Origin of the sequence: Mucilaginibacter conchicola (assembly GCF_003432115.1) — a bacterium.
Taxonomy (GTDB): Bacteria; Bacteroidota; Bacteroidia; order Sphingobacteriales; family Sphingobacteriaceae; genus Mucilaginibacter; species Mucilaginibacter conchicola.
This window is the reverse complement of the sequence record NZ_QWDC01000003.1, coordinates 589,398-613,809: the sequence shown is the minus strand read 5'-3', so window position 1 is coordinate 613,809 and position 24,412 is coordinate 589,398. Positions and strand designations below refer to the sequence as shown.

The 24,412-nt window shown below is 44.4% G+C and carries 22 protein-coding genes; 17 read left to right on the top strand and 5 right to left on the bottom strand.

The features are described 5' to 3' along the window. Nucleotides 1-25: 25 nt before the first annotated feature. The gene (locus D0C36_RS19465) at nucleotides 26-709 is read right to left on the bottom strand and encodes a hypothetical protein (protein ID WP_117393326.1); all 684 of its coding nucleotides are present in this window, start codon (nucleotides 707-709) and stop codon (nucleotides 26-28) included. 224 nt (nucleotides 710-933) lie between these two features. On the opposite strand from D0C36_RS19465, the gene D0C36_RS19460 reads away from it, so the two are divergent. The 10 genes from D0C36_RS19460 to D0C36_RS19415 all read left to right on the top strand — a co-directional run bounded on the left by D0C36_RS19460 (nucleotide 934) and on the right by D0C36_RS19415 (nucleotide 11,395). Next, nucleotides 934-1,965 carry an HNH endonuclease domain-containing protein gene (locus D0C36_RS19460; RefSeq protein WP_117393325.1) on the top strand — a complete coding sequence of 344 codons (1,032 nt, stop codon included), beginning with the start codon at nucleotides 934-936 and terminating at the stop codon, nucleotides 1,963-1,965. 385 nt (nucleotides 1,966-2,350) lie between these two features. After that, entirely contained in the window at nucleotides 2,351-2,866 is a 516-nt protein-coding gene (locus D0C36_RS19455; protein WP_117393324.1) for a DUF1281 family ferredoxin-like fold protein, read from the top strand. 11 nt (nucleotides 2,867-2,877) lie between these two features. Continuing rightward, nucleotides 2,878-3,939 (top strand): DUF932 domain-containing protein, encoded by a 1,062-nt coding sequence (locus tag D0C36_RS19450; protein ID WP_117393323.1) that lies wholly within the window; start codon nucleotides 2,878-2,880, stop codon nucleotides 3,937-3,939. Between the two features lie 46 nt (nucleotides 3,940-3,985). Next, on the top strand, nucleotides 3,986-4,321 hold the full coding sequence (locus D0C36_RS19445) for a penicillin-binding protein (protein ID WP_117393322.1): 336 nt from the start codon (nucleotides 3,986-3,988) through the stop codon (nucleotides 4,319-4,321). An 11-nt stretch (nucleotides 4,322-4,332) separates the two neighbouring features. Then, nucleotides 4,333-5,448 carry a hypothetical protein gene (locus D0C36_RS19440; protein WP_117393321.1) on the top strand — a complete coding sequence of 372 codons (1,116 nt, stop codon included), beginning with the start codon at nucleotides 4,333-4,335 and terminating at the stop codon, nucleotides 5,446-5,448. Between the two features lie 71 nt (nucleotides 5,449-5,519). Then, nucleotides 5,520-5,789: a hypothetical protein gene (locus tag D0C36_RS19435; protein ID WP_117393320.1), complete on the top strand. Its 270-nt coding sequence runs from the start codon at nucleotides 5,520-5,522 to the stop codon at nucleotides 5,787-5,789. Nucleotides 5,790-5,798: 9 nt separating this feature from the next. Continuing rightward, nucleotides 5,799-6,077, top strand: coding sequence for a hypothetical protein (locus D0C36_RS19430; RefSeq protein WP_117393319.1), 279 nt, complete (start codon nucleotides 5,799-5,801; stop codon nucleotides 6,075-6,077). Continuing rightward, the gene (locus D0C36_RS19425; RefSeq protein WP_199502062.1) at nucleotides 6,074-6,367 is read left to right on the top strand and encodes a hypothetical protein; all 294 of its coding nucleotides are present in this window, start codon (nucleotides 6,074-6,076) and stop codon (nucleotides 6,365-6,367) included. Before D0C36_RS19430 ends, D0C36_RS19425 begins: the two co-directional genes overlap by 4 nt. Nucleotides 6,368-6,823: 456 nt before the next feature. Further along, on the top strand, nucleotides 6,824-10,066 hold the full coding sequence (locus D0C36_RS19420; RefSeq protein ID WP_117393318.1) for an SNF2-related protein: 3,243 nt from the start codon (nucleotides 6,824-6,826) through the stop codon (nucleotides 10,064-10,066). Nucleotides 10,067-10,399: 333 nt separating this feature from the next. Next, the gene (locus D0C36_RS19415; protein WP_147322053.1) at nucleotides 10,400-11,395 is read left to right on the top strand and encodes a hypothetical protein; all 996 of its coding nucleotides are present in this window, start codon (nucleotides 10,400-10,402) and stop codon (nucleotides 11,393-11,395) included. Here the strand turns inward: D0C36_RS19415 and dcm are convergent. Together dcm and D0C36_RS19405 are read right to left on the bottom strand one after the other, a co-directional pair. Further along, nucleotides 11,389-12,528 carry a DNA (cytosine-5-)-methyltransferase gene (gene dcm, locus D0C36_RS19410; protein ID WP_117393316.1) on the bottom strand — a complete coding sequence of 380 codons (1,140 nt, stop codon included), beginning with the start codon at nucleotides 12,526-12,528 and terminating at the stop codon, nucleotides 11,389-11,391. The genes D0C36_RS19415 and dcm overlap by 7 nt on opposite strands. Continuing rightward, nucleotides 12,518-12,943: a very short patch repair endonuclease gene (locus tag D0C36_RS19405; protein WP_117393315.1), complete on the bottom strand. Its 426-nt coding sequence runs from the start codon at nucleotides 12,941-12,943 to the stop codon at nucleotides 12,518-12,520. The genes dcm and D0C36_RS19405 overlap by 11 nt, the downstream gene beginning before the upstream one ends. A 132-nt stretch (nucleotides 12,944-13,075) precedes the next feature. On the opposite strand from D0C36_RS19405, the gene D0C36_RS19400 reads away from it, so the two are divergent. The 3 genes from D0C36_RS19400 to D0C36_RS19390 all read left to right on the top strand — a co-directional run bounded on the left by D0C36_RS19400 (nucleotide 13,076) and on the right by D0C36_RS19390 (nucleotide 17,828). Further along, nucleotides 13,076-15,241, top strand: coding sequence for an McrB family protein (locus D0C36_RS19400; protein ID WP_117393314.1), 2,166 nt, complete (start codon nucleotides 13,076-13,078; stop codon nucleotides 15,239-15,241). After that, nucleotides 15,238-16,584: an McrC family protein gene (locus D0C36_RS19395; protein ID WP_117393313.1), complete on the top strand. Its 1,347-nt coding sequence runs from the start codon at nucleotides 15,238-15,240 to the stop codon at nucleotides 16,582-16,584. Before D0C36_RS19400 ends, D0C36_RS19395 begins: the two co-directional genes overlap by 4 nt. Nucleotides 16,585-16,709: 125 nt before the next feature. Continuing rightward, nucleotides 16,710-17,828 carry a type II restriction endonuclease gene (locus tag D0C36_RS19390; protein WP_117393312.1) on the top strand — a complete coding sequence of 373 codons (1,119 nt, stop codon included), beginning with the start codon at nucleotides 16,710-16,712 and terminating at the stop codon, nucleotides 17,826-17,828. A gap of 164 nt (nucleotides 17,829-17,992) precedes the next feature. On the opposite strand, the gene D0C36_RS19385 is transcribed toward D0C36_RS19390, so the two are convergent. Further along, nucleotides 17,993-18,223, bottom strand: a complete 231-nt coding sequence (locus D0C36_RS19385; RefSeq protein ID WP_117393311.1) for a helix-turn-helix domain-containing protein — start codon at nucleotides 18,221-18,223, stop codon at nucleotides 17,993-17,995. A 336-nt stretch (nucleotides 18,224-18,559) separates the two neighbouring features. On the opposite strand from D0C36_RS19385, the gene D0C36_RS19380 reads away from it, so the two are divergent. Further along, nucleotides 18,560-19,108: a hypothetical protein gene (locus D0C36_RS19380; RefSeq protein ID WP_147322052.1), complete on the top strand. Its 549-nt coding sequence runs from the start codon at nucleotides 18,560-18,562 to the stop codon at nucleotides 19,106-19,108. Here the strand turns inward: D0C36_RS19380 and D0C36_RS19375 are convergent. Continuing rightward, nucleotides 19,105-19,332: a helix-turn-helix domain-containing protein gene (locus D0C36_RS19375; protein ID WP_117393309.1), complete on the bottom strand. Its 228-nt coding sequence runs from the start codon at nucleotides 19,330-19,332 to the stop codon at nucleotides 19,105-19,107. The two genes, D0C36_RS19380 and D0C36_RS19375, sit on opposite strands and share 4 nt — an antisense overlap. 303 nt (nucleotides 19,333-19,635) lie before the next feature. On the opposite strand from D0C36_RS19375, the gene D0C36_RS19370 reads away from it, so the two are divergent. From D0C36_RS19370 to D0C36_RS19360, 3 genes are all read left to right on the top strand, one after another. Continuing rightward, nucleotides 19,636-19,917, top strand: coding sequence for a hypothetical protein (locus tag D0C36_RS19370; protein WP_117393308.1), 282 nt, complete (start codon nucleotides 19,636-19,638; stop codon nucleotides 19,915-19,917). Nucleotides 19,918-20,026: 109 nt separating this feature from the next. Continuing rightward, nucleotides 20,027-21,298 carry a TlpA family protein disulfide reductase gene (locus tag D0C36_RS19365; RefSeq protein ID WP_117393307.1) on the top strand — a complete coding sequence of 424 codons (1,272 nt, stop codon included), beginning with the start codon at nucleotides 20,027-20,029 and terminating at the stop codon, nucleotides 21,296-21,298. Between the two features lie 40 nt (nucleotides 21,299-21,338). After that, complete coding sequence (locus D0C36_RS19360; protein WP_117393306.1) at nucleotides 21,339-24,407, top strand: SusC/RagA family TonB-linked outer membrane protein; 3,069 nt, start codon at nucleotides 21,339-21,341, stop codon at nucleotides 24,405-24,407. Nucleotides 24,408-24,412 lie beyond the last annotated feature (5 nt).

Sequence of the window (24,412 nt, the reverse complement as noted above, 5' to 3'; positions counted from 1 at the left end):
TTTTTTGCTTTTGCAGCGCCTGGGTTTATTTTTTCATTCTTCTGGTCACCCTCAATGTCGGATATATTCCATCCAAAACTTCAGTAATGGTAGCATCAATGGAAAACCGGCGGATGTCGAACGTATCCAGGTTACTTACATAAAGCGCAGGCTCAAAGCTCTTATCACTAATCACGAACCTATCATGCTCATAAACCATGCGTAAGGGTATAATCGTATCTCCCTTTAATACGTCCAGGTCGTACACGTCTTTTCTCTTTTGAATTTTGATATCTGATTGGATGTAGGTATATCCTTTCAACATGGTTTTCAGCAGCTCATGTGCCTTTTGATCCCAGGCAAGCTCATTTCCTTCTTCTTCACTGTCGAAAAAATCATCCCAGGCTTCTTCAGGCTGCAGTGTGATCTCCGCATGCTCCAGTTCTTTTATGTAGGGTACGATCTCCAGCATATAATCCTTTTCTTTTTCAGGATGCGGGCTTAGATCTGCCCCTGCAATTATATGCCCTTTCCATTTAATATTATACGAGGAGATATTATGTGTTTTATTGAAACTGTATTCCATACTGCAAATATCGCCATTTAGGAAAACAAGCCGGGCATCCCGTACCGGCCGGGCAATCCGCTGTATCTCCTGCAGAAAATGCCGCTCCTGTCCCTGATGCCGCCCATGCCCGCCGCTCAGGTTCATACATTCGCTGCGCTGCATTTCTTCTCCAGAGCGCGGGCCGCACGGCAAGAACCTACAGCCGCCTTCCTCCTGCTGTCCGCTGCGGACCGTACGCTGCGCTTAACCTGGCCGCAACACGCACACGGACGGCAGCAGGGTACTTGCCCGGGGGCTGAAATAATCATAATTCTTAAATTCTGATCTGTATTTTTATGTAGTTTAGCTTGCGCAGTCAACAGGCTGAAAATGATTATTAACTGAAGATGATTTTACCTGAGCACAAGAATCTGCCTGTACATTTATTGGCTTCCTGCTTTAACAGTACGGTTGCTTCTTATAAATTTTACTGGTTCCTGTCACTGATCGATCAGGTAGAAACCGGGAAAACAGTTATTTCCAAACAGGACCTGTTTGCAGGCATGGTGGCTAACGCCTGGTATACAGTAAACTATTTTAAAGTTTCGTTCGGCGTTCTGGACAAGTTGCAGGAAGCTGTCCATGAGATACGGACACACGAAAACCTCACTATAGATTGCGACCGCCGTATGGTCTTTACAAGGCTTTCTGACTCGGCTGATCCTTTGATTAAAAGGAAACTCAGATATTTCAACGGAGAAGTACCTCACCGTTTTCTTAGTCCATGGTTAAGGGCATCGGATAAAAACCATGTGTATGCAGCGTCCAGAGACTTGAATAATCAATGTCTTTATGGCCTGTATAATGATCACATAGAAGTCAACCCGGACTGGTTCAATTACCTTCGTGAGCACGCCGGGATCCTGCGAAAGTTTTGTTACTGGACACTTGCACTCTTCCTGCAGTCAAAAAATCCTAATGTTCCGGATATCCCTAACAAACTGATCAAAAGCCCGGTCAGAAAATCACTCAATGAACAACGGAAATTCTGGGATATCGTTCTGGGCGAACTTGGCAGTGTAGACTGCATTTATACCGGCAAAAAGCTCATCATCGGCGATTATGCGGTAGAGCATTTCCTCCCTTATGCATTTGTTTCCCATGACCTGATGTGGAACCTGATCCCTGCTGACAGATCTTTCAATAGTTCGAAAAGCGACAAGCTGCCACCCCTTGATAAATACTTCGGCCCTTTTTTCGATCTTCAGCAAAACGCTTTAAACATCGTAAAGGCAAAAGCACCGAAAAATAAATTGCTGGAGGATTATCTCACGATCATTCCTGACCTCTCCCTCTTCGAACGCCAGCGTGTCTTCGACCAGATCAACCCGATCGCGACCATCGCGATCAATAATGGTTTTGAATATCTCCGGTCTTAAGCTTCACAGTTTCTTCTGACAGATATACTGCAATGATAGACCGTCGAGCTTGACTGTGATGATTCACGACTGATTATCCGGCTGCGAGACTCTTTTCTTTAACACCCAGCTTCGCTGCGTTATCTCTCACTTTCTTCAATTCCGCCTTTATCTGTTCACCGACCGGGCCAAAAGCACAGCTAAGCTCGTGGCCGATATTGAATGTGGGCTTTCAAAAGCTTACGGCATAAACGGCTGTCTCCCCAAAGGGTCCCCTCCAATTATTCCGTTTCCTTTTGCCTTTTGCCGGCCACATACTGCTGCTTTCTTTTTCCCCTCATCGCCAAACAAATAGAAGAGGCTGGCAAAAAAGAAAAAAGTTTAACAAAACATAAAAATCAAAATTATGGCAAACTGGTGCAGCAACAAAGTAGAGTTCATTGGCGAAAGCAGCCAAATCGAACAACTGGCCTCGCTTTTTAATGCGATGGCGGCAAATGAAAAAAAGAATGGATGTGGGCAGATGCCCGAATTTGTACCCATTTCCGAAACGAAGTACTTCTTCAGCATTTCGTGGGAAAACGGCATCCTTTATTACGAGACCAAATGGTCTCCTAATACATCGGTGCTCCAGCGGATTGCAATGGAATACGGGGTCGGGTTCATCCATTCTTACGATGAACCGGGAAATGCTGTCTACGGCGAGGCCCATTACCTCAATGATGAGCTGACGGTCATCGACCTGGACTGGGACGATATCGGCCAGTATGAATACGATGAGGAGAACGGCATTTACCGCTTCGAGAACAGGAACTACGAGAGCAGTGACGAGATACTTTACATCATGCTACAGCGCAAGAAAGCTGCTATCAGGCAGCAGAACCTTAATCCTACCGATAACAATCCATCCGAAACATTTTAACCGCAATCATCATGGCACACAATCTGAATTACAATGAGCAAAAGGGAGAATACAATTTCTTCAGCGTTAAGGAAAAAGCCTGGCACAACCTCGGCAAAATCGTTGAACATTACCCGACCAGCGCGGAAGCTATACAGTACGCAGGATTAGATTACACCGTTGAAAAACGACCGCTGTTCACGTATGATTCCGAAAATCAGAACGGCGAGACCGACCTTGTCATTCCTGAAATAGAAGTACCCAATTACTTTGCCACCGTACGCACCGATACAGAAGATGTGCTTGGCGTGGTCGGCAGGGATTACCAGGTCGTACAGAATACTGACGCTTTTCAGTTCTTCGACGCGATCGTTGGTGGCGGCGAGGGCATCCTATACGAAACAGCAGGTGCACTCGGCAAAGGGGAACGCATATTTATTACCGCCAAACTCCCTGACTATATACGCGTAGGCAAGGAAGACCTTATAGAACAGTATCTTTTCCTGACCACTTCGCATAATGGCTTCGGCAGTATCACCGCCGCCTTCACCCCTGTTCGTATCGTTTGCAACAACACTTTAAATGCCGCGCTTGGCCATAACAGCAGGGCCGTTAAAATACGCCACACCTCCTCAGCAAACGACCGCATACGCCAGGCACATACCCTGATGGGTATCAGCAATGAATTATCCGCTGAACTTGATGCAATATTCAATAACTGGTCAAAAGTGCGCATCACCGACGCCCAGGTGAAAAAACTGGTACAGATAGCAATGGCCCCCAACAGGGAGGTGCTGCAGAAACTGCAGAAAGGCATCATTGATGAATTATCAGCCGGCTACACCAATATGGTTGACAAGGTTTATGAATATGCTTTGGGTAGTCCGGACCAGCAGCTGTCAACAACTGCTGGTACTGTCTTCGGTGCGTACAACGCCGTGACAGGATATTTTCAGAATGTCCGCAAATACAAGGACGAGGAAACCAAATTCAAATCCATTATCGAAGGAACAGCCAAACTTCGCGGAGAAACTGCATTCAACCTCTGCAGTGCCTTTGCCGGCCATGGCGCAGATGCCCTGAATTTCAACTAATACATATCACCCGGGGAGCGCCAGCTCCCCACTAACAACTTTTACAATGACACGTTCAAACATGCACATCATTCTGACCAATGGTAAAAAAATAAAATGCGTTGCAGATAGCAGCAGCGCACCCGAACAGGGGTATATCGTAGAAAACCTGATACAGCCATTACTCAAATTCAAACATGCCAGCCGAGAACTTGAATTAATTAAAGAGCACTGCACCATGAATGAGCAGCGGATCAACGCAACCTATCGTTATGAGATCAACCTGCTAACTGGCCGGGTTGCTTTATTTACAGAAGAATATGATTCGGGTATGGACAGATTTATCAGAGGCGAAGATATCACTGAGCGTTATGAGACCTACCTGAGAATGATAAAAAACTAAAAGACTTAACCATGGTGAAGATAAAAGAGGGCTATGTGATGTCCGCAAAAGAAAAAGCAGAATATGAAAGGGTGAACGCACTGCCACGAAAAAAAGAGGGTTTTGCAGCCTATTATTTTAAACCGCAGACGAAATATCCTCCGAGGATATACGTCTTCATGCATTCTGAGATCTGGTGCGACCGTAACCGCAGGCCGATGGGGTTATTTTATGCATTTCCGTTTCTGACAAGACCGATGAACAGGGAGAAAATTGAATATCATCACTTTAACACCCGCCTGTGTTACCACCAGTATGAAGACTGGGATAAACTCCTGTTTGCGGAACGGCAGGAGGCAGACCAGCTGGACCTTGAAAACCCGGGAACAGGTTCTTCATTTTTAGAAAAGTTAAATTCCTTTCGGACCAAGTACAGGCTTAACGCAAATAAAGTTTTGAAGTCGCTCACAGATGAGGAACTGCTCATAAGGTCATTATTTGACAACGGCCATCAGATGGATGCGGCGCAAATCAGCAGGATGCTATGTGAGGATCACAAAGGACCAAAACGCCTGCCTGTAATTATTATGCTGCGGCAACTATACAAAAATGCAGGATTGCCGCCTGAGCAGAGAACAGTCATTACTGAGGAACTGCTCAGCAGAAAGGTTAAGGTCTCAATTGACAGAACAAGACGAAACCTTGTCAGACGCGTCTATCACGGAAATAAATTATTCGCGCTTGAAGAGATACGTGAAAGCTACCCCGGTTACACAGAGATCCAGCTGCTGGCGGACCTCCGCATCCCGAAATCAAAAAACAGGAAAATAAAAAAGCAGCCATATACAGATCTTCGCAGATGTCAGCTTCAAAAGCTTGCTGCTAAGATCGCCCGCGGCGGACTTGATGCAAAAGAATATCATACAATTTGCTGCAGGATCGTTATGCTCCAGCAGGCACATGACTGCCGGGTTCCTATCCCGCTCACCGTTACGCTTGATAAAATGACCGAGATATATTCGTTCAGCTGGAAGACAAGGGAATCCGTTGTAAAATCATTTGTTAACCTTGCAAATACCGGTGGAATGACACATGATATCCTTAAAGCCAGGCATCAGGAAATGGTCAGTTCAAACTACAGCTATTGACCAATAGCGTTAAAGCTGCACCAGGCTAATAATATTAAATGCAATTAAATATCATTTTAATAAATTTGTTTATGAATCCGAAACTAATACCGACCAAACCCGGCCAGATCTGCAAAATTGTATCCACCATAGCAGATCTTGAACCTGAGGAGGTTTACATAGTCACTGAAAACCCGGAAGACTTTGATAACGACGAGGAAATTCTTGTGGTAAGCCTGACCGAATTGCAGAGAAATGTCAGTGACACCAACCAGGCCAGCAGAACCTCAGTTAAAAAATCCGGTCTGGTAGTGGTAGGTGAAAACCTTCAGGAATACGTCCGTTCCTGGAATGAAAAATAGTTAACTGTAATGGAAATATGCCACGTAAATATCAGCTATTGGAGGTTAAATGCAATACCATACATCTCGGTTGTGGAAATGTCTGAAGAGGAGTTGATGTTGTTTATTCCGAAGCTGACCCGGCTTGATATAATTGAATGGCTGAGTTGGAATGATCCTAATGGCATTTACAGTGATAAGTCATCGTTAAACGAATTCGGCACGGTAATGTCGCTTGAAGAAGGTGTAGAGATATTCCTTAGACAAGCCGAAGAAAACAGGGTTGTAAAGAGATTAAGAATCGTATGACTAGTAAGATCGAAAACATAGAAGATGTAAGAGCCTTCCTGAATAGTCTCGTGGATGAAGGCGTTAATGCCCACCCTGATGAGTTGTTTGAAAATTACATTAACACGGAAACAGGCGCAGACACTTATACACCGGAACAGGCGGTATTGCGCAACCGGCTCATGAAACAAAGCTTTGAAATATGCGAAAAAGCAGGAACAGATCTTTATGACGCTATGCAGGAAATTTTCCTATCCAGAACAGGGGCTGATAAATACATCCCTCTGCCGTCTTCTCTTTCAGCTGAATAAACCACCATTAAAATCTCAAACGCTGCAGATACTTATTCCCAAAGAATACTGCTTTTAAAGCGCATGCGCGCACACTCTTCCTAATTGACCTCCCGGTTCAGTAAGAGTTGGCTCATACATCACATACTCAGGCACAGAAATCAGTTCTTTCTGTCCATCGGAAAGAATTCCCGGGACCGCTACTTCTCATTTAAAGAGGAATGATAATACCTTCGGACCCCTAAAGAAAGACCAGCTACCCCCTGTAAAGTCAGCAGCGGTGTTAAGTTCCTCATTTCATAACCGGAAAATTAAATTCCGCCAACTCAGGTAATCATTTTTGCAAAAAGAACAGCGTTTATCATAAGAGAATTTGATAGATTTAACTTATAATCTTATCACTGTTTATTTTAATGAAGCACCGCTGCCTTTTTTTTAAATCCTTTACGGATCGCCGGCCGGTCTGATCAGAATCCAATGGCTAAAGGTAAAATCAAATTTCAGACAGAGCAGATCATGCTCGACTTTGACAGAATAAGGTGGCCGGATCAGGAAGGCTATCCCCTGAATATCAGAGCTCAGGGAAGAACTGTTGAGGCTGTGATATATGATGATATAGGTAAAAGCACCGGATTTCTTGTCGTTACAGGCTTTACATCGCTTTCAAACCTTGTTGATGTGTTTGGAAGTAAAGACCACTCCTCTCTAAATGCTGTACGGGTACTGATCGGATTTGAACCTAATATAAAAGGACGAAAGGAATATTCCCGCTTTGGTCTGGATAAAGAGATCAAAGACTACTGGGTAAAAAAGGGACTTTCAATTCTGCAGGGTGGTGCGGTTATACAGCTTATTGAAAAAATTCGCAGGGGCTGGATTGAATTCCGCTTTCTTGACCGGCTGCATGCAAAAATCTATGTAGGCGATGGTTTCGCGACCCTCGGTTCCGCAAATTTCAGCAGGAACGGCCTGAATTTCCAGGACGAAGCGAATGTCAGATTCGCAAATACAGGGGATACCAGACAGAATTATAAAGATGTCAGGCAGATCGCAGAGAGTTTTTACGAAGATGCAGCGCCTTACAATGAAAAGCTGATTACGCTGCTGAGTACGCTGATCAGTGACGTTGTCTGGCAGGAAGCACTCGCGAGAGCCATGGCAGAGATGCTTGAGGGAAGCTGGCTTGATGAGTATAAAGAGATCGTATCAAGAATGTCCTCAGCAAATCTCTGGCCCAGTCAGTGGAAAGGACTTGCGCAGGCGGTTTCTATTTTACAGAACACGTCTAACGTTCTGATCGCTGATCCTACAGGTGCCGGCAAAACTAAATTATGTACGTCAATCATTCTCTGCCTGCAGCACCTTCTTTACGAAAAAGGTAAACACCACCGGACGGAGTGTGTTGTGATATGTCCTCCCCTGGTCATGGGTAAGTGGGCTTCTGAGTTCCGCTCATTCGGCAGAGTGAATAACAACCAGATCTCTATGGGTATGCTCAGTAAGGCAAGCGAACTGAACAAGATAAGAATAGCCGAAGAACTGAACCTTGGGCATCTGCTGGTTATCGACGAGGCACACAGTTTTCTCAGAGATTCCGGCCGTACCGCGAAAGTCAAAGCGAACAGGGCCGATTTTAAAATGCTTGTCACCGCTACACCTATCAGCAGACGGGTAGAGGACGTGCTAAGCATCTGCCGGCTGCTGGACGTAGATAATTTGAGCGACGGGGAATTTTCGGTCTTTCTAGATCTTCTCAAGCGCCCCTATAACAGTAATCAGCAGGTCAACGTTTCCATGCTGAGAGAGTTCATCAGCCGCTTTACCATACGCAGAACGAAAAAAAGGCTCAATGCCGAAATAGAGCAGGACAGAGACGCTTACAGGAATGTACTTAAAAGAACGTGTAAGTTTCCGAAGCAGGTAGAACGGACCTACAAAACCATGGAAACAGATGCCGATAAAAAAATTGTTAACGAGATTACAGAACTCTGTAAAGAGATCAGAGGCATTACCCACCTGACCAGATTTGAACTTAGTGATGAACAGGGCATAGTATCGGACGATGACCTGAAAATATACATAGAACGGAGGCTCGTTTCCGGAAGAGGGCTTTCCATACACGTGATACGATATAAACTGCGGTCTTCACATGTGGCCCTCGTAGAACATATTGAAGGTTCAAAAGCCGCTATGGATTATTTCGGTTTCTCGGGCAAAAGCAATCATACCGGGAATAAACTGGGGAAGATCAGGGAAATTCTTGATAAAGGGTCACTACCTTATCGTCAGGAAAAATTTCGCGACGACCTGCTGCCGGACTGGCTGACTGATGAGTCGCTTTTCCGTCAGGCCTGTATGAATGAGCTGTCCGTTTACACAAAAATTTCTTCGCTGGCGAAGAGACTTTCCGGAAAAAGGGAATCAGGAAAAGTAAATGACCTGATTGCAGCATCTGCAAAACATTCCTATCTGCTTGCTTTTGATTCTACGGTCATCACTATTTATTATCTGAAAAAACTTTTCGAAGATCTGCATAAGAGCGTAACCGTTATGGTTGCAACCGGCGGAGAAAAAGACCAGAGCAGTCAGAAGCTCATGGAAACATTCAGGCTGGGTGCTCCGGATGTAAAAGGAAAGATGATCGCACTTTGCTCGGATAAAATGTCTGAAAGCGTTGATCTTCAAAAAGCTTCCTGTGTTTTTCTGCTTGATATACCCGGCGTCCTCAGGATAGTAGAACAGCGTATAGGACGCGCTGACCGCATGGACAGTATACATGAGGAAATCGAGATCTACTGGGCTTATGATTCAGAAGAATACTCGTTAAAAGGCGACAGCCGTCTGATAGAAACCAATCAGCTGGTGGAAATGATATACGGATCAAATTTCCAAGTACCGGACGCATTGAAAGGCAGGCAGTTCAGCCGGACAGAAAACACAGATACCCTGATCGAAGAATATAAAGAATTTGTCGACAAAGATGAATCCTGGGCAGGCGTTGAAGACCGCTTTCAGCTCATCAGAGGACTTAAAGAAGGTCAGGATGCACTGATCACTGAAGATATTTATCAGCTTTATGCGAACGTCAGTTCGGAAGTCAAATCCAGAGTGAGCTTCATTTCGGGAAGCGGCAACTGGTGCTTTATTGCGCTGAGGGGCGATCATCATAAAAGCCCGAGATGGTTTTTCATAAACAACAACGATGATATCGAAACCGATCTCGCCGGAATCTGTAAACTGCTGAGATCTCAGATCAGCGCAAAGTCTGTCAGATTAAAATGGGATGCCGGTTCGTTAGAACGTTATATTAAATTGTTTAAATCAAAAGAAAGAGATCTATTGCCTCATAAGAAGAAGCGGGCGCTGGATGTAGCTGCCTATATTCTGAAAATGCGGCTGACCGAAAAAAATCCGCCTGAGTTCCGTGACGCAATAAAATTCATGCAATCTCTTTTGTCAGGTAAGTCAACAGAGGTTGTTGACTACGAGATTATGGCTGATGAGTGGATCATCATCCTGCAGCCTTACCTGAACGCAAAGCGTGAAAGTATCAAAAAGAAAAAAACCGAATACAATCTGAACAATCTTAAAAGAGAGCACAGGAACATCGTTTTTACGGCGGACGACCTCCAGCACATAGCAGAACAATCAGTCATCGGAGAAGCTGTAGATAAACGGATAGCTGCCTGCATAATTGCCGTAGATAGAAATAATGACTGATAAAAAAAGGAATATTATACGTTTCCTGCTTTAACCCGCTCCATTTTTTTCCACAGTAATCAAATCCGAAGCCATATTAATAGCCGGAACAACTGCCAGATATCCATCTTTTTAAAGTCGCGGTCTCTGCATTTCTTATAGCATTCTCTGCGTACCCCGAGAAATCAATGAGCTGATCATTAAGGAAGAACCTATTATTCATTCCTGTTCAACTTTACATTAGATCTGGTTAATTTGTTAATTCCTTTCGTTCAGAAAAAAACGTTTATTTGGCAGACTGTAATTACGTGAACACATTAAACACAATAAATGCAGCCATTACTGATTCTTAATATGGAAGAATTTAACGGAGAACGACTTGCTGAACTTATCTTTATACTTATTTGGAACAATATTGCGAGTGATGATACCAGCGCTGTTGCAAGAGCCGTAAAAAACAGATTTATCGGCTTTCGATCGGAACTGGAATTTACGTCGCTCTGCCGTAACCATAATAAAGAAACCTTTTCGGGAGGCAGTCTCATGCCGCTGCGTGCCGGTCAGGCGACCCTCAGTGCGCCGGTTTATTTTACATTTGATTTCCACAGCCCGGAACGTTACACGGAGATATACCGCAGAATGGCTGAAACCAACATGAGTAAGCTGATCTATATTACCGCCGATACAGAAAAGCCATGGAAAAACACAAGCTTTTTTGGATTCGATTTCCCGACCCCACAGTTCAAGTGTTATGACTTTCAGTTCAATGGTTTCAGAGACACCTCCGGATTCACAGAACAGCTGGATTTTCTTACCAGACATTTTACGCCAAGACAGATATTTCAGCAGCAGAATCCGCCTGATCCGGAAACGCGCCTATGGTGTCTTGAAATGCTCAGAGAATATCCGGTGAAAGACCTTCTTTCGGTTTATCTGACTAGACTGATCTTCGACGGATTCATTGGTTTCAGTCATTACCGCGGCATTCCATCTGATATAGATTGTATTGTACGTGACAGTGGCGGAAAGTTAAGATTGTACGAGATAAAAGAGAAAGACGTCAGCAAAACCCACCCTAAGGGTTTTGGCATTGATGTGCAGCGTTTAAATGATTGTATCGCGGTGGGCAGGGCGCTCAGACTGCCTTACATTTATATGGTCAGACATATCGATAATCAGAAGGAGCGGAACTTTTTGGGCTGGCGGTTTATTTTAATGGAAGAGTTCGCGGATAAAACGGACCCGGAAAATCTTAAAAATGGCGGTACTGGTATGAATACATTCGGTAATGGCTCCAATCCCACCAGTATGCTGGGACTGGAACATTTCCGTATCTTTAATAATCAGTGAGTGCCGGTCTTTAAAGCGGTGTAGTCCACTGAAAGCAACTGCTTTTTAATTTCTTTGGCAATAGCACGGATTACGGGAACGGAAACAGAGTTGCCGAACTGGCGGTAGGCCTGATTAGCCGAAACAGGTATGATGAATTTGTCATTCCCCTTAGTATCTACAGGATACCCCTGAAGCCTCGCTGCCTCCAAAGGATGAAGTTTACGGGGACGTTTTCCCGAGGCTGACTGATCGATCAGTATCTCAGATCCGTCTTTATAATATCTTGCGGAAATTGTGCTCGTATATGGTGAATCGTCACTGAATAATGAGTATCCGAACCCGTTACCTTTTTCTCCGTGTTCCCTGCGGCGGCGCTGATGCCCCTCCCAGAGTTTTTCAGATATGGTGAGTGACTTCTCCCCTGCCTTCTCAAGTTTATTTAGTTCTTTATCGGAAAGCAAAATGTCAGCAACCTTTACAGGCGCAGCTTTTTCATCACGATCTTTTCGGTTATAAACCGGATTACCCTCCCTGTCTATTGCCTGAGGAAATACGAAATCCTCTGCGCCTACATACCCCTTAAGCCATGCGACAATAAAGATTCGTTCGCGGTTCTGCGGCACACCGAAATGTTTGCTGTTCAGTATCTCATAACGGGCTTCATAGCCAAGCTCTTCCAGTTTTTGCATGATGGTGGCCAGAGTTCTGCCTTTGTCATGATTCCTGAGCCCTTTTACGTTTTCCAGAAAAAGAACACGCGGCACACGCATACCGGGGTCCGTTTCTGCGGCCTTAAGCTGTGTGCGGACAATCTCTTCAATGTTGAAAAACAATGTCCCGCGCGTATCTCCAAAACCTTTTTTCAGACCGGCATGCGAAAACGGCTGGCAAGGAAAACCGGCACAAAGTACATCGAAAGCCGGAATATCAGCGTAATCCAGATTATCGTCAGTAATGTCCTGATTAAAATTACCTTTTTCGAACATCTCCGGAGACCATTTCACATAGTTGGCTTTGTAAGTCTCCCTTGCAAATTTGTCGATTTCCGACGCAAATACGCATTCTCCGCCAAGTCCGTGCATAGCGGTGTGAAAACCACCGATTCCCGCAAAAAGGTCAATAAACCTGAATTCTTTTGCTTTAACGCTCATTTGTTATCTCGTTATACAGCTCTTCGAGAAAAGCTGTTCTGTTGTTTTTGTTTTTAAAACTGCATTCCCAAGCTGTGAGAACACGGTAGCCTTTTTCCCTGAGTGCTGCAGCGTGCTTTTGATCTCTTGAGGTATTTCCGCTGATTTTCTCCTCCCAAAAGCCAGTATTACTCTGAGGCAGACGGTAATACGGGCACCCGGCGTGTCCGTGCCAGAAACAACCATGCACGAACAGTACGGTGTGGTATTTAGGAAACACCATATCCGGCTTTCCAGGCAGGTCTTTCACGTGCAATCTGTAGCGAAGACCTCTGAAATGCAGATACTTACGCACAAGAAGTTCAGGTTTGGTATCCTTTCCCTTTATCCTTGACATATTGTAACTCCGGACCTCCCTGCTGTGCACATCCGCCATCTTTCAAAGATAGCGGAAATGCTGCGGCGCTGCAGCAAAAAAGTGGAAAAATAAGAGGTGTGTTGAAACAATCTGATAACCAGCTAAACCACAGAAATTCATATCTTGCGCAGCCGTAAATTTTATCAGAAAATGCCGTTAAAAGATATACCTGCATTAGCAGCAGATAATAAAAAACGTTTACAATCCATAGACATCTGGCCGGAAACTGGAATATCAGAAAATTTTAAAGCCGAGCTTCTTGCGAACGAAGCGCTGAGAGTCGTTCAGATTAACAGTGGGTCTGTCATTATTAAGACCGGCGCGAAGGCTGATTCCAACCGTGTATCTATTGCTCTGGAGTATTTTTACATTTTTACAGAATCCTTCGATTTCCTAAAGGAGGTTAAAGAATATGTCCCCTATTACACCAGAATCAAAGAGATGCCCGGCTTTATGCAAAGAATTCTCGACAGCACAAAATTTCTGGAAGAAAACCCCGGCGGGGCCGGTTTAAGCTCGCAGGATTTTTACCGTGAAATAAAAGCGTTTACGGGATTCACAGATTCCGACCTGCAACTCGTACTGCCCCTGTTATCTTACAAAAAATACAGTAAAACAAAGCAGCTTGTTAATAAAGAAGACGGCAAACTCACTGCAAGAAGTGAAGATGACTTTTTCGGATCTCTGATTCTTACAGGTATTAACATTCCTGCCGCCTCTTCTTCAGCAATAGGAAATCTTTATTACGATCTACTCAAATATCCGGAACTTCTCTCTGCTGTATCTGAACCGGGTTCTGTCTTTATTAAAGCCCCTGCAGACGAAAAAGCGGAGATAAACGACGATATACTGATTCCCCAAACAGGTCTTGAAAACGTGATCTGGTATGGTCCTCCGGGAACCGGAAAGACGCGCCTTCTCGGGCAATATCTGAACGGCCGGACAGAAGCGCAGAAGGAATTCGTAACATTTCATCAATCTTATAGTTATGAAGAGTTCGTAGAGGGTATCAAACCTAGAATCGATAATTCAGGGGAAAAAGTCGTGGATAATTCTGCAATACTGAACAGCTTCGCGGACCGCACCTTCCGTTATCTTATCAGAACATTCGGGTATAACCGGGTAATGGAGAACACGACAGAATCAGCCGGAAGGCACGGGGATGAAAATTACACGAAAATCAGATTCCCTTTTTTCGGAACCGGACCGCTGATCGGAATCTTCTCTGAGCCGAAGACGACTACAGAACTATCAACATCGGGAATCGCCCGGTTTTTCGAAGAGGATTTGGAATTACCTGGCAGACCCAACAGTTATTTTACTACCCAGTGGGGAGATACAGAAGCTGACGGCCGGACTTTCCGCTCACTCGTACGCTTTACAGAACATGTTTCGGAAGGCTCACTAACCGCGATAAAAGAAGGTAATGAGTACCTGCTGATACAGCGCCTGAGTAAATCCGCTTCACTGTCTTATGAATACGCTGACGGCGTATTTATTACGGCCTGCCGCAAAGCTTCCGCGCTGGCCGGATATGCGTCTCTGGAAGATTGTCTTGCTGATACACCGGACAACCGCCGAGCATCTTTTTCAGCGGCTGTAAGCGAAGGGCGAACTTTCGTCTTCTGTATAGATGAAATCAACCGTGCCAACATATCGGCTGTATTCGGTGAACTGATCACACTCATTGAGAGAGATAAAAGACTGGGTTACAGCAGCGAACTGATGGTACGCCTTCCTTACTCTAAAAGAATGTTCGGCATACCGGCTAACCTGATACTTATCGGTACGATGAATACTGCCGACCGTTCCGTGACACTGTTAGATACCGCGCTGCGCAGAAGGTTTACCTTTAGAGAAATGCCACCCTCTCCACAATCACTCGGCGACATCACTATTGAAGGTGTAAATCTTTCTGATCTGCTGACTACGATTAACCGCAGAATTACTTATTTTCTGGGCAAAGACCTGTGCATTGGGCATGCCTACTTCCACAGTGCGGCAAATGGCACCGGAGTTCTTGATAACCTGCAGCTGCTGGATATTTTCCGTAATAATATTATTCCTCTGCTGGAGGAGTATTTCTACAATGACTATTATAAGATCCAGCTGGTACTGGGTGATAATAACAAGACTGTTCAGGAACATCCTTTTTACATTCAGGATGCTGCCGGTGATGCTGCAGAGCTTTTCAGCGGCGGGCTGAACGAAATAACAGATGATTCGCCGCGGCTTACCGGCAATCCGGCTGTTAGCGCGCTGAGTTCGGCTGTTAATATTCCGGTTGTGCTGTTCACCAGAATATACGGCGCGTGAAAGTTTATCAGATAAAAGAATTCGGAACGCTGATCGCGGCAGGAGGTTCCCAACCCCGTACGGGCGATACGGTAATACCCCAGACCGCTTTTAAAGCGGTCTGGGATTATCTGCTCGAATTTCAGGGTAAAGATCCTGTAGCTGAAAAAGCTTTCAGGCTTTTTACGCGTCAGGGCAGACAGGTAATACAAGCCAGAAATTATGCCGGGATGGTCGAAACCGGAGACGGTACTGTAATTGAAATATTACCGAAAATATGGTCACCGGACGGTGAGACTGATATTGCGAAAAGTAAGGAAATCCTGATCAGGATGATTGCCGCACTGCGCGACACACCGTTCATCAGCATTCAGCAGGCCTCCCTTGACGTACGGAAAAACTATCCGCTGCTGGAAGTTTTCATTTCCGCCTTTATAACGGAATGCCGGCGTGTAATTCTAAACGGATTGAAAAAAGATTATATCCGTACAGAGAAAAACTCACCTTACCTGAAAGGCAGACTGATGATAAGCAGGGATATTGTGGTCAATACAGTTAATAAGGCTTCATTTTATATATCCTCCAGCGAATACAGTACAGACATTCCGCGCAACCGCATCATCCGGTCCGCAGTGATAAAACTTGCAGGTATAACCATCTCCCCTGCTAACCGCACTGCACTGAGGCAGCTGGACAGTGCAATAGCTGACGTACCTCCCTCTCCGGATACGGAAGCTGACCTGCGGGCGTCTGCTGTTACTTCCAGATTATTTTCATCGTACAGCAGGATACTGGAGTGGTCTGCTCTCTTTCTCCGAGGAAATGCTTTCACACCTTTTGCGGGGAGCCGTATAAGCCACGCTATGTTATTTCCGATGGAACAACTTTTTGAGCAGTATATAGCCATGCTTTTCCGGAGGCATTTGCAGAATATGAACATCAGCACCCAGCACCGCCGTTTCTTTCTGGTCAGCAGTCACCGGGGAAAGGGCCGCTTTGGTCTCCGTCCGGACATCTATGCCGAACCGGCGGATCCGGAGATGCGCTGTTTCGTAATGGATACAAAATGGAAACTCATCGACGGGCATCAGCATACCGGAAATTATCTGATCAGTCAGGCGGACATGTATCAGATGTACGCTTATGGCCACAAATATTCGGGCGACAGTTCAGAACCGGCCCTCCTGCTTATTTATCCTCTGAACGACCGCTTCAGAAAACCGCTTGAACCGTTTTATTACGAAACAACAGAGGGAAAAAATCATCTGCGGCTGCTCGCTGTTCCTTTTGACCTGACTGCTGATGCCTCTTCGCAGATTGCAGGAATCTCCGCATCGCTAAATGCTGAAAGTACAGCCGGCTGATTCAGATTTTCGATTTTATCGTATCTTTCCCTCATGTCAGTATCTCTTTCAGATTATTTTTCAGGGGTTGCAGCAAAAAGGCTGAGTGCTTCCGAGATCACTTCTAATCAGCACTCCTTCAATGGATGAAAAAGTTCGCATCTGTCCTTGGAGAAGAACGTCAGGAATTTCCGGGAAACATGATCTATCTTCCGGATGAAGAAGGACAGGCAGTTTTTGCGCCTTCACGTTTTACATGGAATGACGACCGTCTCAAACATCCGCACAGATCCGAATTCAGGCTGTATTACTCTGACAACGAAATCGTGCAAACACTGGCTGGTGAGGGAGATCTCGTTGTACTTCTGAAGACTGTCAAAAATGAACTGGTTGTTATCATCTCGCCCGAAGGATCAACTTCCGAACAACAGCTGCTTTATCTTTTCGGACTTGAGGAGACCAAACGTAAATTCATGGTTGTACGGAATCTGAATCTGCAGCATCAGGATATAGGGTATGCGGGACGTTACATCCTTGAGTCACTTGACATGGAGCTGCCTGATGAAGACGTAGCATATGCAGAGGAAATGTTTGCCAGATTCCCTCATGGTTTCCCGGCCACGGCAGATTTTTCCGCATTCTGCCGCGGTACTGTAAAAAATGTATCACCAAGAGATGCACCTGATGAAGCACTGATGGCCTGGTGGAAAAGAGAAAAAGGGCTCATGCGTATTATGGAAAAACACGTAATTGCCGGACAACTCGAGGCGGGTTTTGGTAATCCTTCAGAAAGGACCGATAATTTTTTGCGTTTTGCACTGAGCGTACTTAACAGAAGAAAATCCAGGGCAGGACATTCATTCGAGCAGCACCTCGAAGTAATTTTTAAAGCAAACAAAGTTTCTTATATCCGTCACGCGATGACTGAAAACCGAAACCAACCTGATTTTCTATTTCCGTCTGCAAATGCTTACAAAGATCCGCAGTTTCCCGAGAGCGGACTGACGATGCTGGGTGTTAAAACCACACTAAAAGACCGCTGGCGCCAGGTTTTAGCTGAAGCTGAGAGAATACCGGCTAAGCATCTGGTTACGATGGATGTTTCAATAAGTATAAATCAAATGAAACAAATGCAGGCAGCGAACTTACAACTGGTTATTCCTGCTGAAAATTTTACAACATTCAGTACAGCCCAGCAAAGTGACCTGATCAACCTTGCAGATTTCATATCCCTCGTCCGCCTTAAGGAAGCCAGTATATTATAAGTTTTAGCAGTCAAATTTACTTTATAAGAATGATGGCGGAAAGGCGGTAGACCGATAGCCTTTCATAAAATCCTCAAAGAATATCAACGGATTTTTTAGAATTTCATCACCTGAATATCCTTTTTTGTTGCAATGATTACGTCCAAGGCTAATGTGGTATTCTATTACAATTGAAAATCCATTAGTTCTTTAAGGGTCATCTCTAGTCCGACAGATAATTCAACAATCGAATTGAATGACATGTTTATTTCACCCTTTTCGTAGCGTGTAATATCTGCATGCTCAATATTGCATTTAGCCGCAAGCTGCCTCAGTGAAAGACCTTTGCTTTGCCTGAGAGATTTTAAATGAATCCCAAACTTTAATAAGTATTCTTTTGAAACTTCGTTTGCCATCTCAGTGGTGGAGTAGCTGCGAAAATTCTCAGATTAAGGATAATTATTGTTGTGTTTTAACACAACACACTGTAGCTTCGTATCACGAAAAATCCTTTATAAATTTTTATAAATACTCTAGTGGGACCAACAAGAGAGGCGGAATCCGCAGCAACTAAACGACACAGGAGACTCCAGTTTTATTGGGGTATCGGTATTCTGATACTATGGTTTGTCCTTTACATTGCAGTAAAAAACAACTTATTAAAGCCCTTAATGTGATTACTTTATAAGTTTAACTTATAAAAATATACTTTGTCTGAACTCTTTTTTCAGAGACCTTTAAAAGAAAAAATTATGGCAAAGTTCATTCTATCATTTTTAATCTTAATTCCAACATTGAGTAATGCTCAGGTTCAGTCTAAAGTTCAATCCGGTCTATTGTTACTGGATGAGCAAACTAGGTTGCCTTTGGAAACTAGGTACGGTAAAACGCTTACTTTTTTGAAAAAATCGATTTCAGCTGATTTGAAAGATACGACTACGTTATTTACCTGCGCGTTGTTATTGAATGCATTTAATAATGTCATGGCCAGACCGGCTTCTGAAGTAAATGCTGTAACGGAATTGAAAACCGCTTTAAAAATGGCGACAAGAGCCAGAGAATTAAAGATGACAGAACCTAAACTAATCGTTCTGTTAGCATGGATTAATAAAAACTTATGTTATCAGCTCCTGATAGAACCTAAGTACAATCTTAAAAACGTGCAACTGAAAGAACGTGCAGCAGCTTTTAATACTTATAAAATAAACGGAAATAAATATTTAGATATAGCTTCACTCTTATACCCTGAGCAGGCATATGATTTTGAAACGCTTAAAATAAAAGAAACTTATAGGAACTAAAAGTCAAAATCAAGCAATTCCTTCGGAGAAACTCCTAAACCTTTAGCGAGTTCAATGATTGTAGAAAGTTGAATATTAAATTTACCGTTTTCAATCTTGGAGATTTTACTGTCATCAATTTCGCACTTCATCGATAGTTCTCTTAGAGAAAAATCTTTTTCCTCTCTAATTTTACGCAGATTCTCGCCGAATTTTTCTTGAATTTTGTTGTAATTACTTTTCAATATTAAAATATTAACGCTTGAAAATGGAAGAATAAATATTAAAAATTGCGGTCATTTATAACCGCAATCCAAAAAAAAGATTATATTTGTTTTGCGATACTTCCTGAATAATATTTAGAAGCATTCGCTTGTGTCTCGGCTTAGAAACGTGAGAAATTTCCAAACCAACGAGACGGTAAGTGATATGCCCATGCCATAGGTGTGGGCTCGCTTATCGTTGGTGGGCTTCTCACGTGCCCTAAGTCGGTAAGTTGAGTCCACGCCTATGGCTTTTTATGGGCTTGACTGTCAAACCTAAATAGAATGGAAGCGGTCATCAAACATCACAATTTCAAAGCGTCATTATCTTTAAACGAGGTATTGGCCAGATTTTTTGACGACCGTACTCCTGAGTCAACTAATCTTCTCTTCTGGAAATTCTTCCAGTGCTGGGTAACCAAAGAATGCAATATTAAAGCGGACTTGTCCGATCAGGAAGTAGCCCTGTTCTTCGATCAGTTAATGGACCTGGTGGCCGCGGCTTATATAGTACACCAGGCGAACGGGGCTTCAGAAACGGAGCAGAAAGGAAAAAGCCATGATTAGCTATCCTGTCCAAACCTGGCTGCTGCTTATCTGCCCGCCCGAATAACCTGATTCTTTTTCTGCCTTTTCGGGCAATTTCCAATCCATTTACTAACTAAACTATTTTAAAATGAAGCTTAAATTACGCTTAATGGCCGCGCTTTGCCTTTTTTTGGCAGTGAATGGCCTGGCTCAAGATAAAATAAAAGCCTACAAAGTAGGTGATACTATTCCTGACGTTATGCTCCCAAAAATCATGGGCTATTCCAGTAACAGTGCAAAGATCTCAGATTTTAACGACAAGCTGTTGATACTGGATTTCTGGGCCACCTGGTGCAGTTCCTGCATTGCTCATTTTCCTGAGAATTTTGCGATCCAAAACAAATTCCCTGATCAGGTGCAGATCCTGCTTGTCAGCGCAAAACATAACAGAGACAATGAAGAAAACCTGAAAATCTTCTTTGATCGAAGAAAATCCCAATACCAGTTGCCCTGCGTCTACCTTGACACGACTTTGGTTAAGATGTTTCCGCACAGGGTTATCCCCCATTACGTAGTCCTAAAAAACAACAAAGTCTTAGCTGTGACAGACGGTGAACACATCACACTTGAAAATATTAAACAAGCGCTGAATGGATCTTACAACTCACTTCGATTAAAGAACGACAGACCTTATGATCCTGATCGCCCCATGTATTCGGAAGTGAACGGTGGCTCTGATTTATCTGATCATTACAACACTTACTTTACTGGCAGCCTGCCGGTAATTGCTTATGAAAAATTTCAAACCGACGATCGCGGCTTAATTAATAAGATAACTGTGGTCAACATGGTACTGAAACTGCTTTATCAAACAGCGAATCCGGGATATGGTGACATACCGGATAGCAGGACCCAGTATAACATCCCCCATCCGGAATATTTTCCTTCAAATGATATCGATACGGCAAATAAGGATCTTCATTTTTATTCCTATCAAAGCAGTTTTCCAGCTGTATCTAAGTCTGAAGCATTAAAAATCATGGAAAATGACCTCAACAGGTACTTCCGGGTAAAGGCCGACACTTTATACAAGGACACAACCTGTTTCGTACTGAAGATCAATCCGGATGTGCGTCCCAAAAAAACTGCAGCTAAAATTAAAATGGAATCTAACCTGAACGAACATTTAAATATTCCCAAATATTTCCGGGGATACGACATGGATGGCCTCAGGAACGAACTGGATAATCTATTAAATATCCCGGTGTTTGACGATTCCGGCTATAGTCAGGTTTTATCACTCGACTTCCCGCCCGATGTAAAAAATATAGATAAGCTGACAGCAAGTCTTAAAAAGCAGGGTATTCTTTTGATTAAAGAAAAGCGGCGGATGAAATATCTCGTTTTTACACAATTCTGAACGCACTACTAAACAATCACATCTTAAAACTAACGCCCCAATGAAGTATATATTCATATATCTGCTGATGCTTGCCCCTGCATTTTGTCTGGGACAAAACATCACCGGAAAAGTTATCAGTCAAAATAATGAGCCCCTGCCCGGCATAACAGTTTCCCTGGTAGGCACGAGGCTACAGACGGCAACCGATGATAAGGGAAAATTCAGTATTGCCCTTGTTTCGGGTAGTTCACAGTTACGGTTTACCGCAGCCGACATGGAAGCCGTTGATCTGAACGTAACGGACAGGAAAGATATCCTGGTCATCATGAAGAAAAGAACCAGTAAGCTGGATGAGATCCAGATCGTCGCCTATGGTACGAATACCCAGCGATATAACCTCGGTTCCGTTACAAAAGTATCGGCCGACGATATCGGAAAACAGGCCGTAAGCAATCCGCTCGAGGCCTTGCAGGGACGGGTACCCGGCCTGACCATCTCCTCTACAAGCGGACTGCCTGGTTCGGCTTTTAACGTTCAGGTCAGGGGGCAGAATACGCTGAAAGCAAGCTCCGCGCTGATCAGCCCCCGGGACAATCCCCTGTTCATTATTGACGGTGTTCCCTTCGCTGCGCAGAACAGCAACATTAACCAGTACAATTCCGTCAGCGCGCCGGGTGACGGCGGCATATACAACAACAGCTATGGGGGCATGAGCCCCTTCAACAGCCTGAACCCGCAGGATATTGAAAGCATAGAAGTGCTCAGGGATGCCGATGCAACAGCGATCTACGGCTCACGCGGCGGCAACGGCGTGATCCTGATCACTACAAAAAAAGGTAAGGCTGGCAAGACCGATTTTAATCTCAATTTAAGGAGCGGCGTAAGCTTCACGGGAAAATCCATGCCTATGATGAATACACAACAGTACCTTGCTATGCGCAGGGAAGCTTTCGCCAATGACGGACTTGAGCCAAACGCTGAACTGTATGATCCCGGCTATGCTCCTGATCTTACCGTTTTCGACTCCACCAGGTACACGGACTGGAAAAAATTCATGCTGGGTAATACTGCGCATAATACGAATGCCTCCGCGTCCGTATCGGGTGGCAACACGAACACACAATTCCGGATCGGCGGCGGGTTCAACCGTGATACGTACATATTTCCTGGCGACTTCGCAGATAACCGTGCAAACTTCTCTTCAAACATTCATCATTCTTCAACTGATAAACGTTTTAACATCGATCTTACAGCCAATTACTCTTACGATAAAAACAACTCATCCGGTTCGCCAAACGTACTGTCAGCATTCACACTTGAGCCAAACAGTCCCGAATTACTCGATAACAAGGGGAATCCCGTTTTTGATTACAAAGGTGTTATACTCGACGGCTCTTATGCCGGCGGTAATCCCTTCAGCTATCTTAAAAGATCATACAGTATAACCAGTACCAATCTTTCGGCAAACCTGCTGACCTCCTATGAAATTGTAAAGGGTCTCACTTTCAGAACAAGCCTTGGTTACAATACCTTTTCAGCAAATGAATACTCCAATACCCCCAAAGTAACCTTAAGCCCGAACCTGAACCCCGTTTCGAGCGCCCGGTTCGGAGTAAACAACTTATCCTCCTGGATCATCGAACCGCAGCTGGAGTACCGCAAAACAAGCGGCAAACATGCCCTGGACATTCTGGCCGGAACAACTTTTCAGCGCAATTCTTCTAACCGCACTGACGTCACCGGCAGCGGTTATATCAATGATGCCTTGCTCGGCTCTATATCGGGGGCAGCGACCACGACAGCATCAGATGCTTTCAGTGAGTATAAGTACAACGCCGTTTTCGGAAGGGTCAGTTACAGATATGACAGTAAATACCTGTTAAACATTAACGGCCGAAGAGATGGGTCAAGCCGTTTCGGTCCGGATAAGCAGTTCGGGAATTTCGGCTCTGTAGGCGCGGGATGGATATTCACAGAGGAATCACTGATTAAAAATAAGATCCCGTTTCTGAGTTATGGGAAGTTACGCGCCAGCTATGGTATCACCGGCAGTGACGCCATCGACAATTACCAGTATCTGTCGAGATGGTCTCCGGCAAGATATCCCTACGGCGGTAATTCCGGATATATACCGGTTAACCTGTACAACCCGCAACTGAGCTGGGCAAGTACAAAAAAACTGGAGATCGGCCTGGAGACCGGTTTTTTGCAGGACAGGTTATTATTGAGTGCGGCCTGGTTTCGAAACAGAACAGGCAACCAGCTGGTAACGACACAGCTGCCTGACCAGACCGGCTTTACATCGGTTTATGAAAATCTCGGCGCTGTAGTACAAAATTCAGGCTGGGAGATCTTGTTGCAGGCCTCCCTCCTGCGTGGGAACGGATTTAACTGGAACAGTACTTTTAACCTGACCATCCCTAAAAATAAGCTCATCGCCTTCCCCGACATAGCAAACTCGACCTATTCCACGATATACTTTATCGGAAAGTCAGTGAATTCCGTAACAGGATTCAGTTATGCCGGCGTAAATCCGGAAACAGGTCTCTTCCAGTTTACCGGTGCCAACGGACAGCTGACTTCCTTTCCTGAACCTGCATCTTTGGGAAAACTCAACGATTACAGCATCATTGGCAACACCGACCCTAAATTCTACGGCGGCTGGTTGAACAGCTTCAGCTTTAAAGGGTTTCAGCTTGATGTTTTTACAGAATTCAAGAAGCAACTCGGCATGAATTACCTCGCTCAGGTCTATTCTTTTTTGCCGGGGCAGGAATACAATCTGCCGGTATCTTTTCTTGAAAGATGGCACACACCGGGACAGCAGGCAGAGTTCCAGAGGCTGTCTTCCCAATATAACGATGAATACACGACAGCTTCAAATTTCTTAACCTCAAGCGGTGTTTACAGTGATGCCTCCTATATCAGGATCAAGACAGCGACCCTGTCTTACAATCTGCCCGCCCGGGTAGTCAGCAGGCTGGGGCTACGCGGCTTACGGGTCTATGCAACTGCACAAAACCTGTTCACCATTACAAATTATAAAGGAACCGATCCGGAAACCCAGAACTTTTATGGTGTACCACCTTTAAAATCGATCAGTTTCGGATTCAACCTTAACCTTTAAATCCT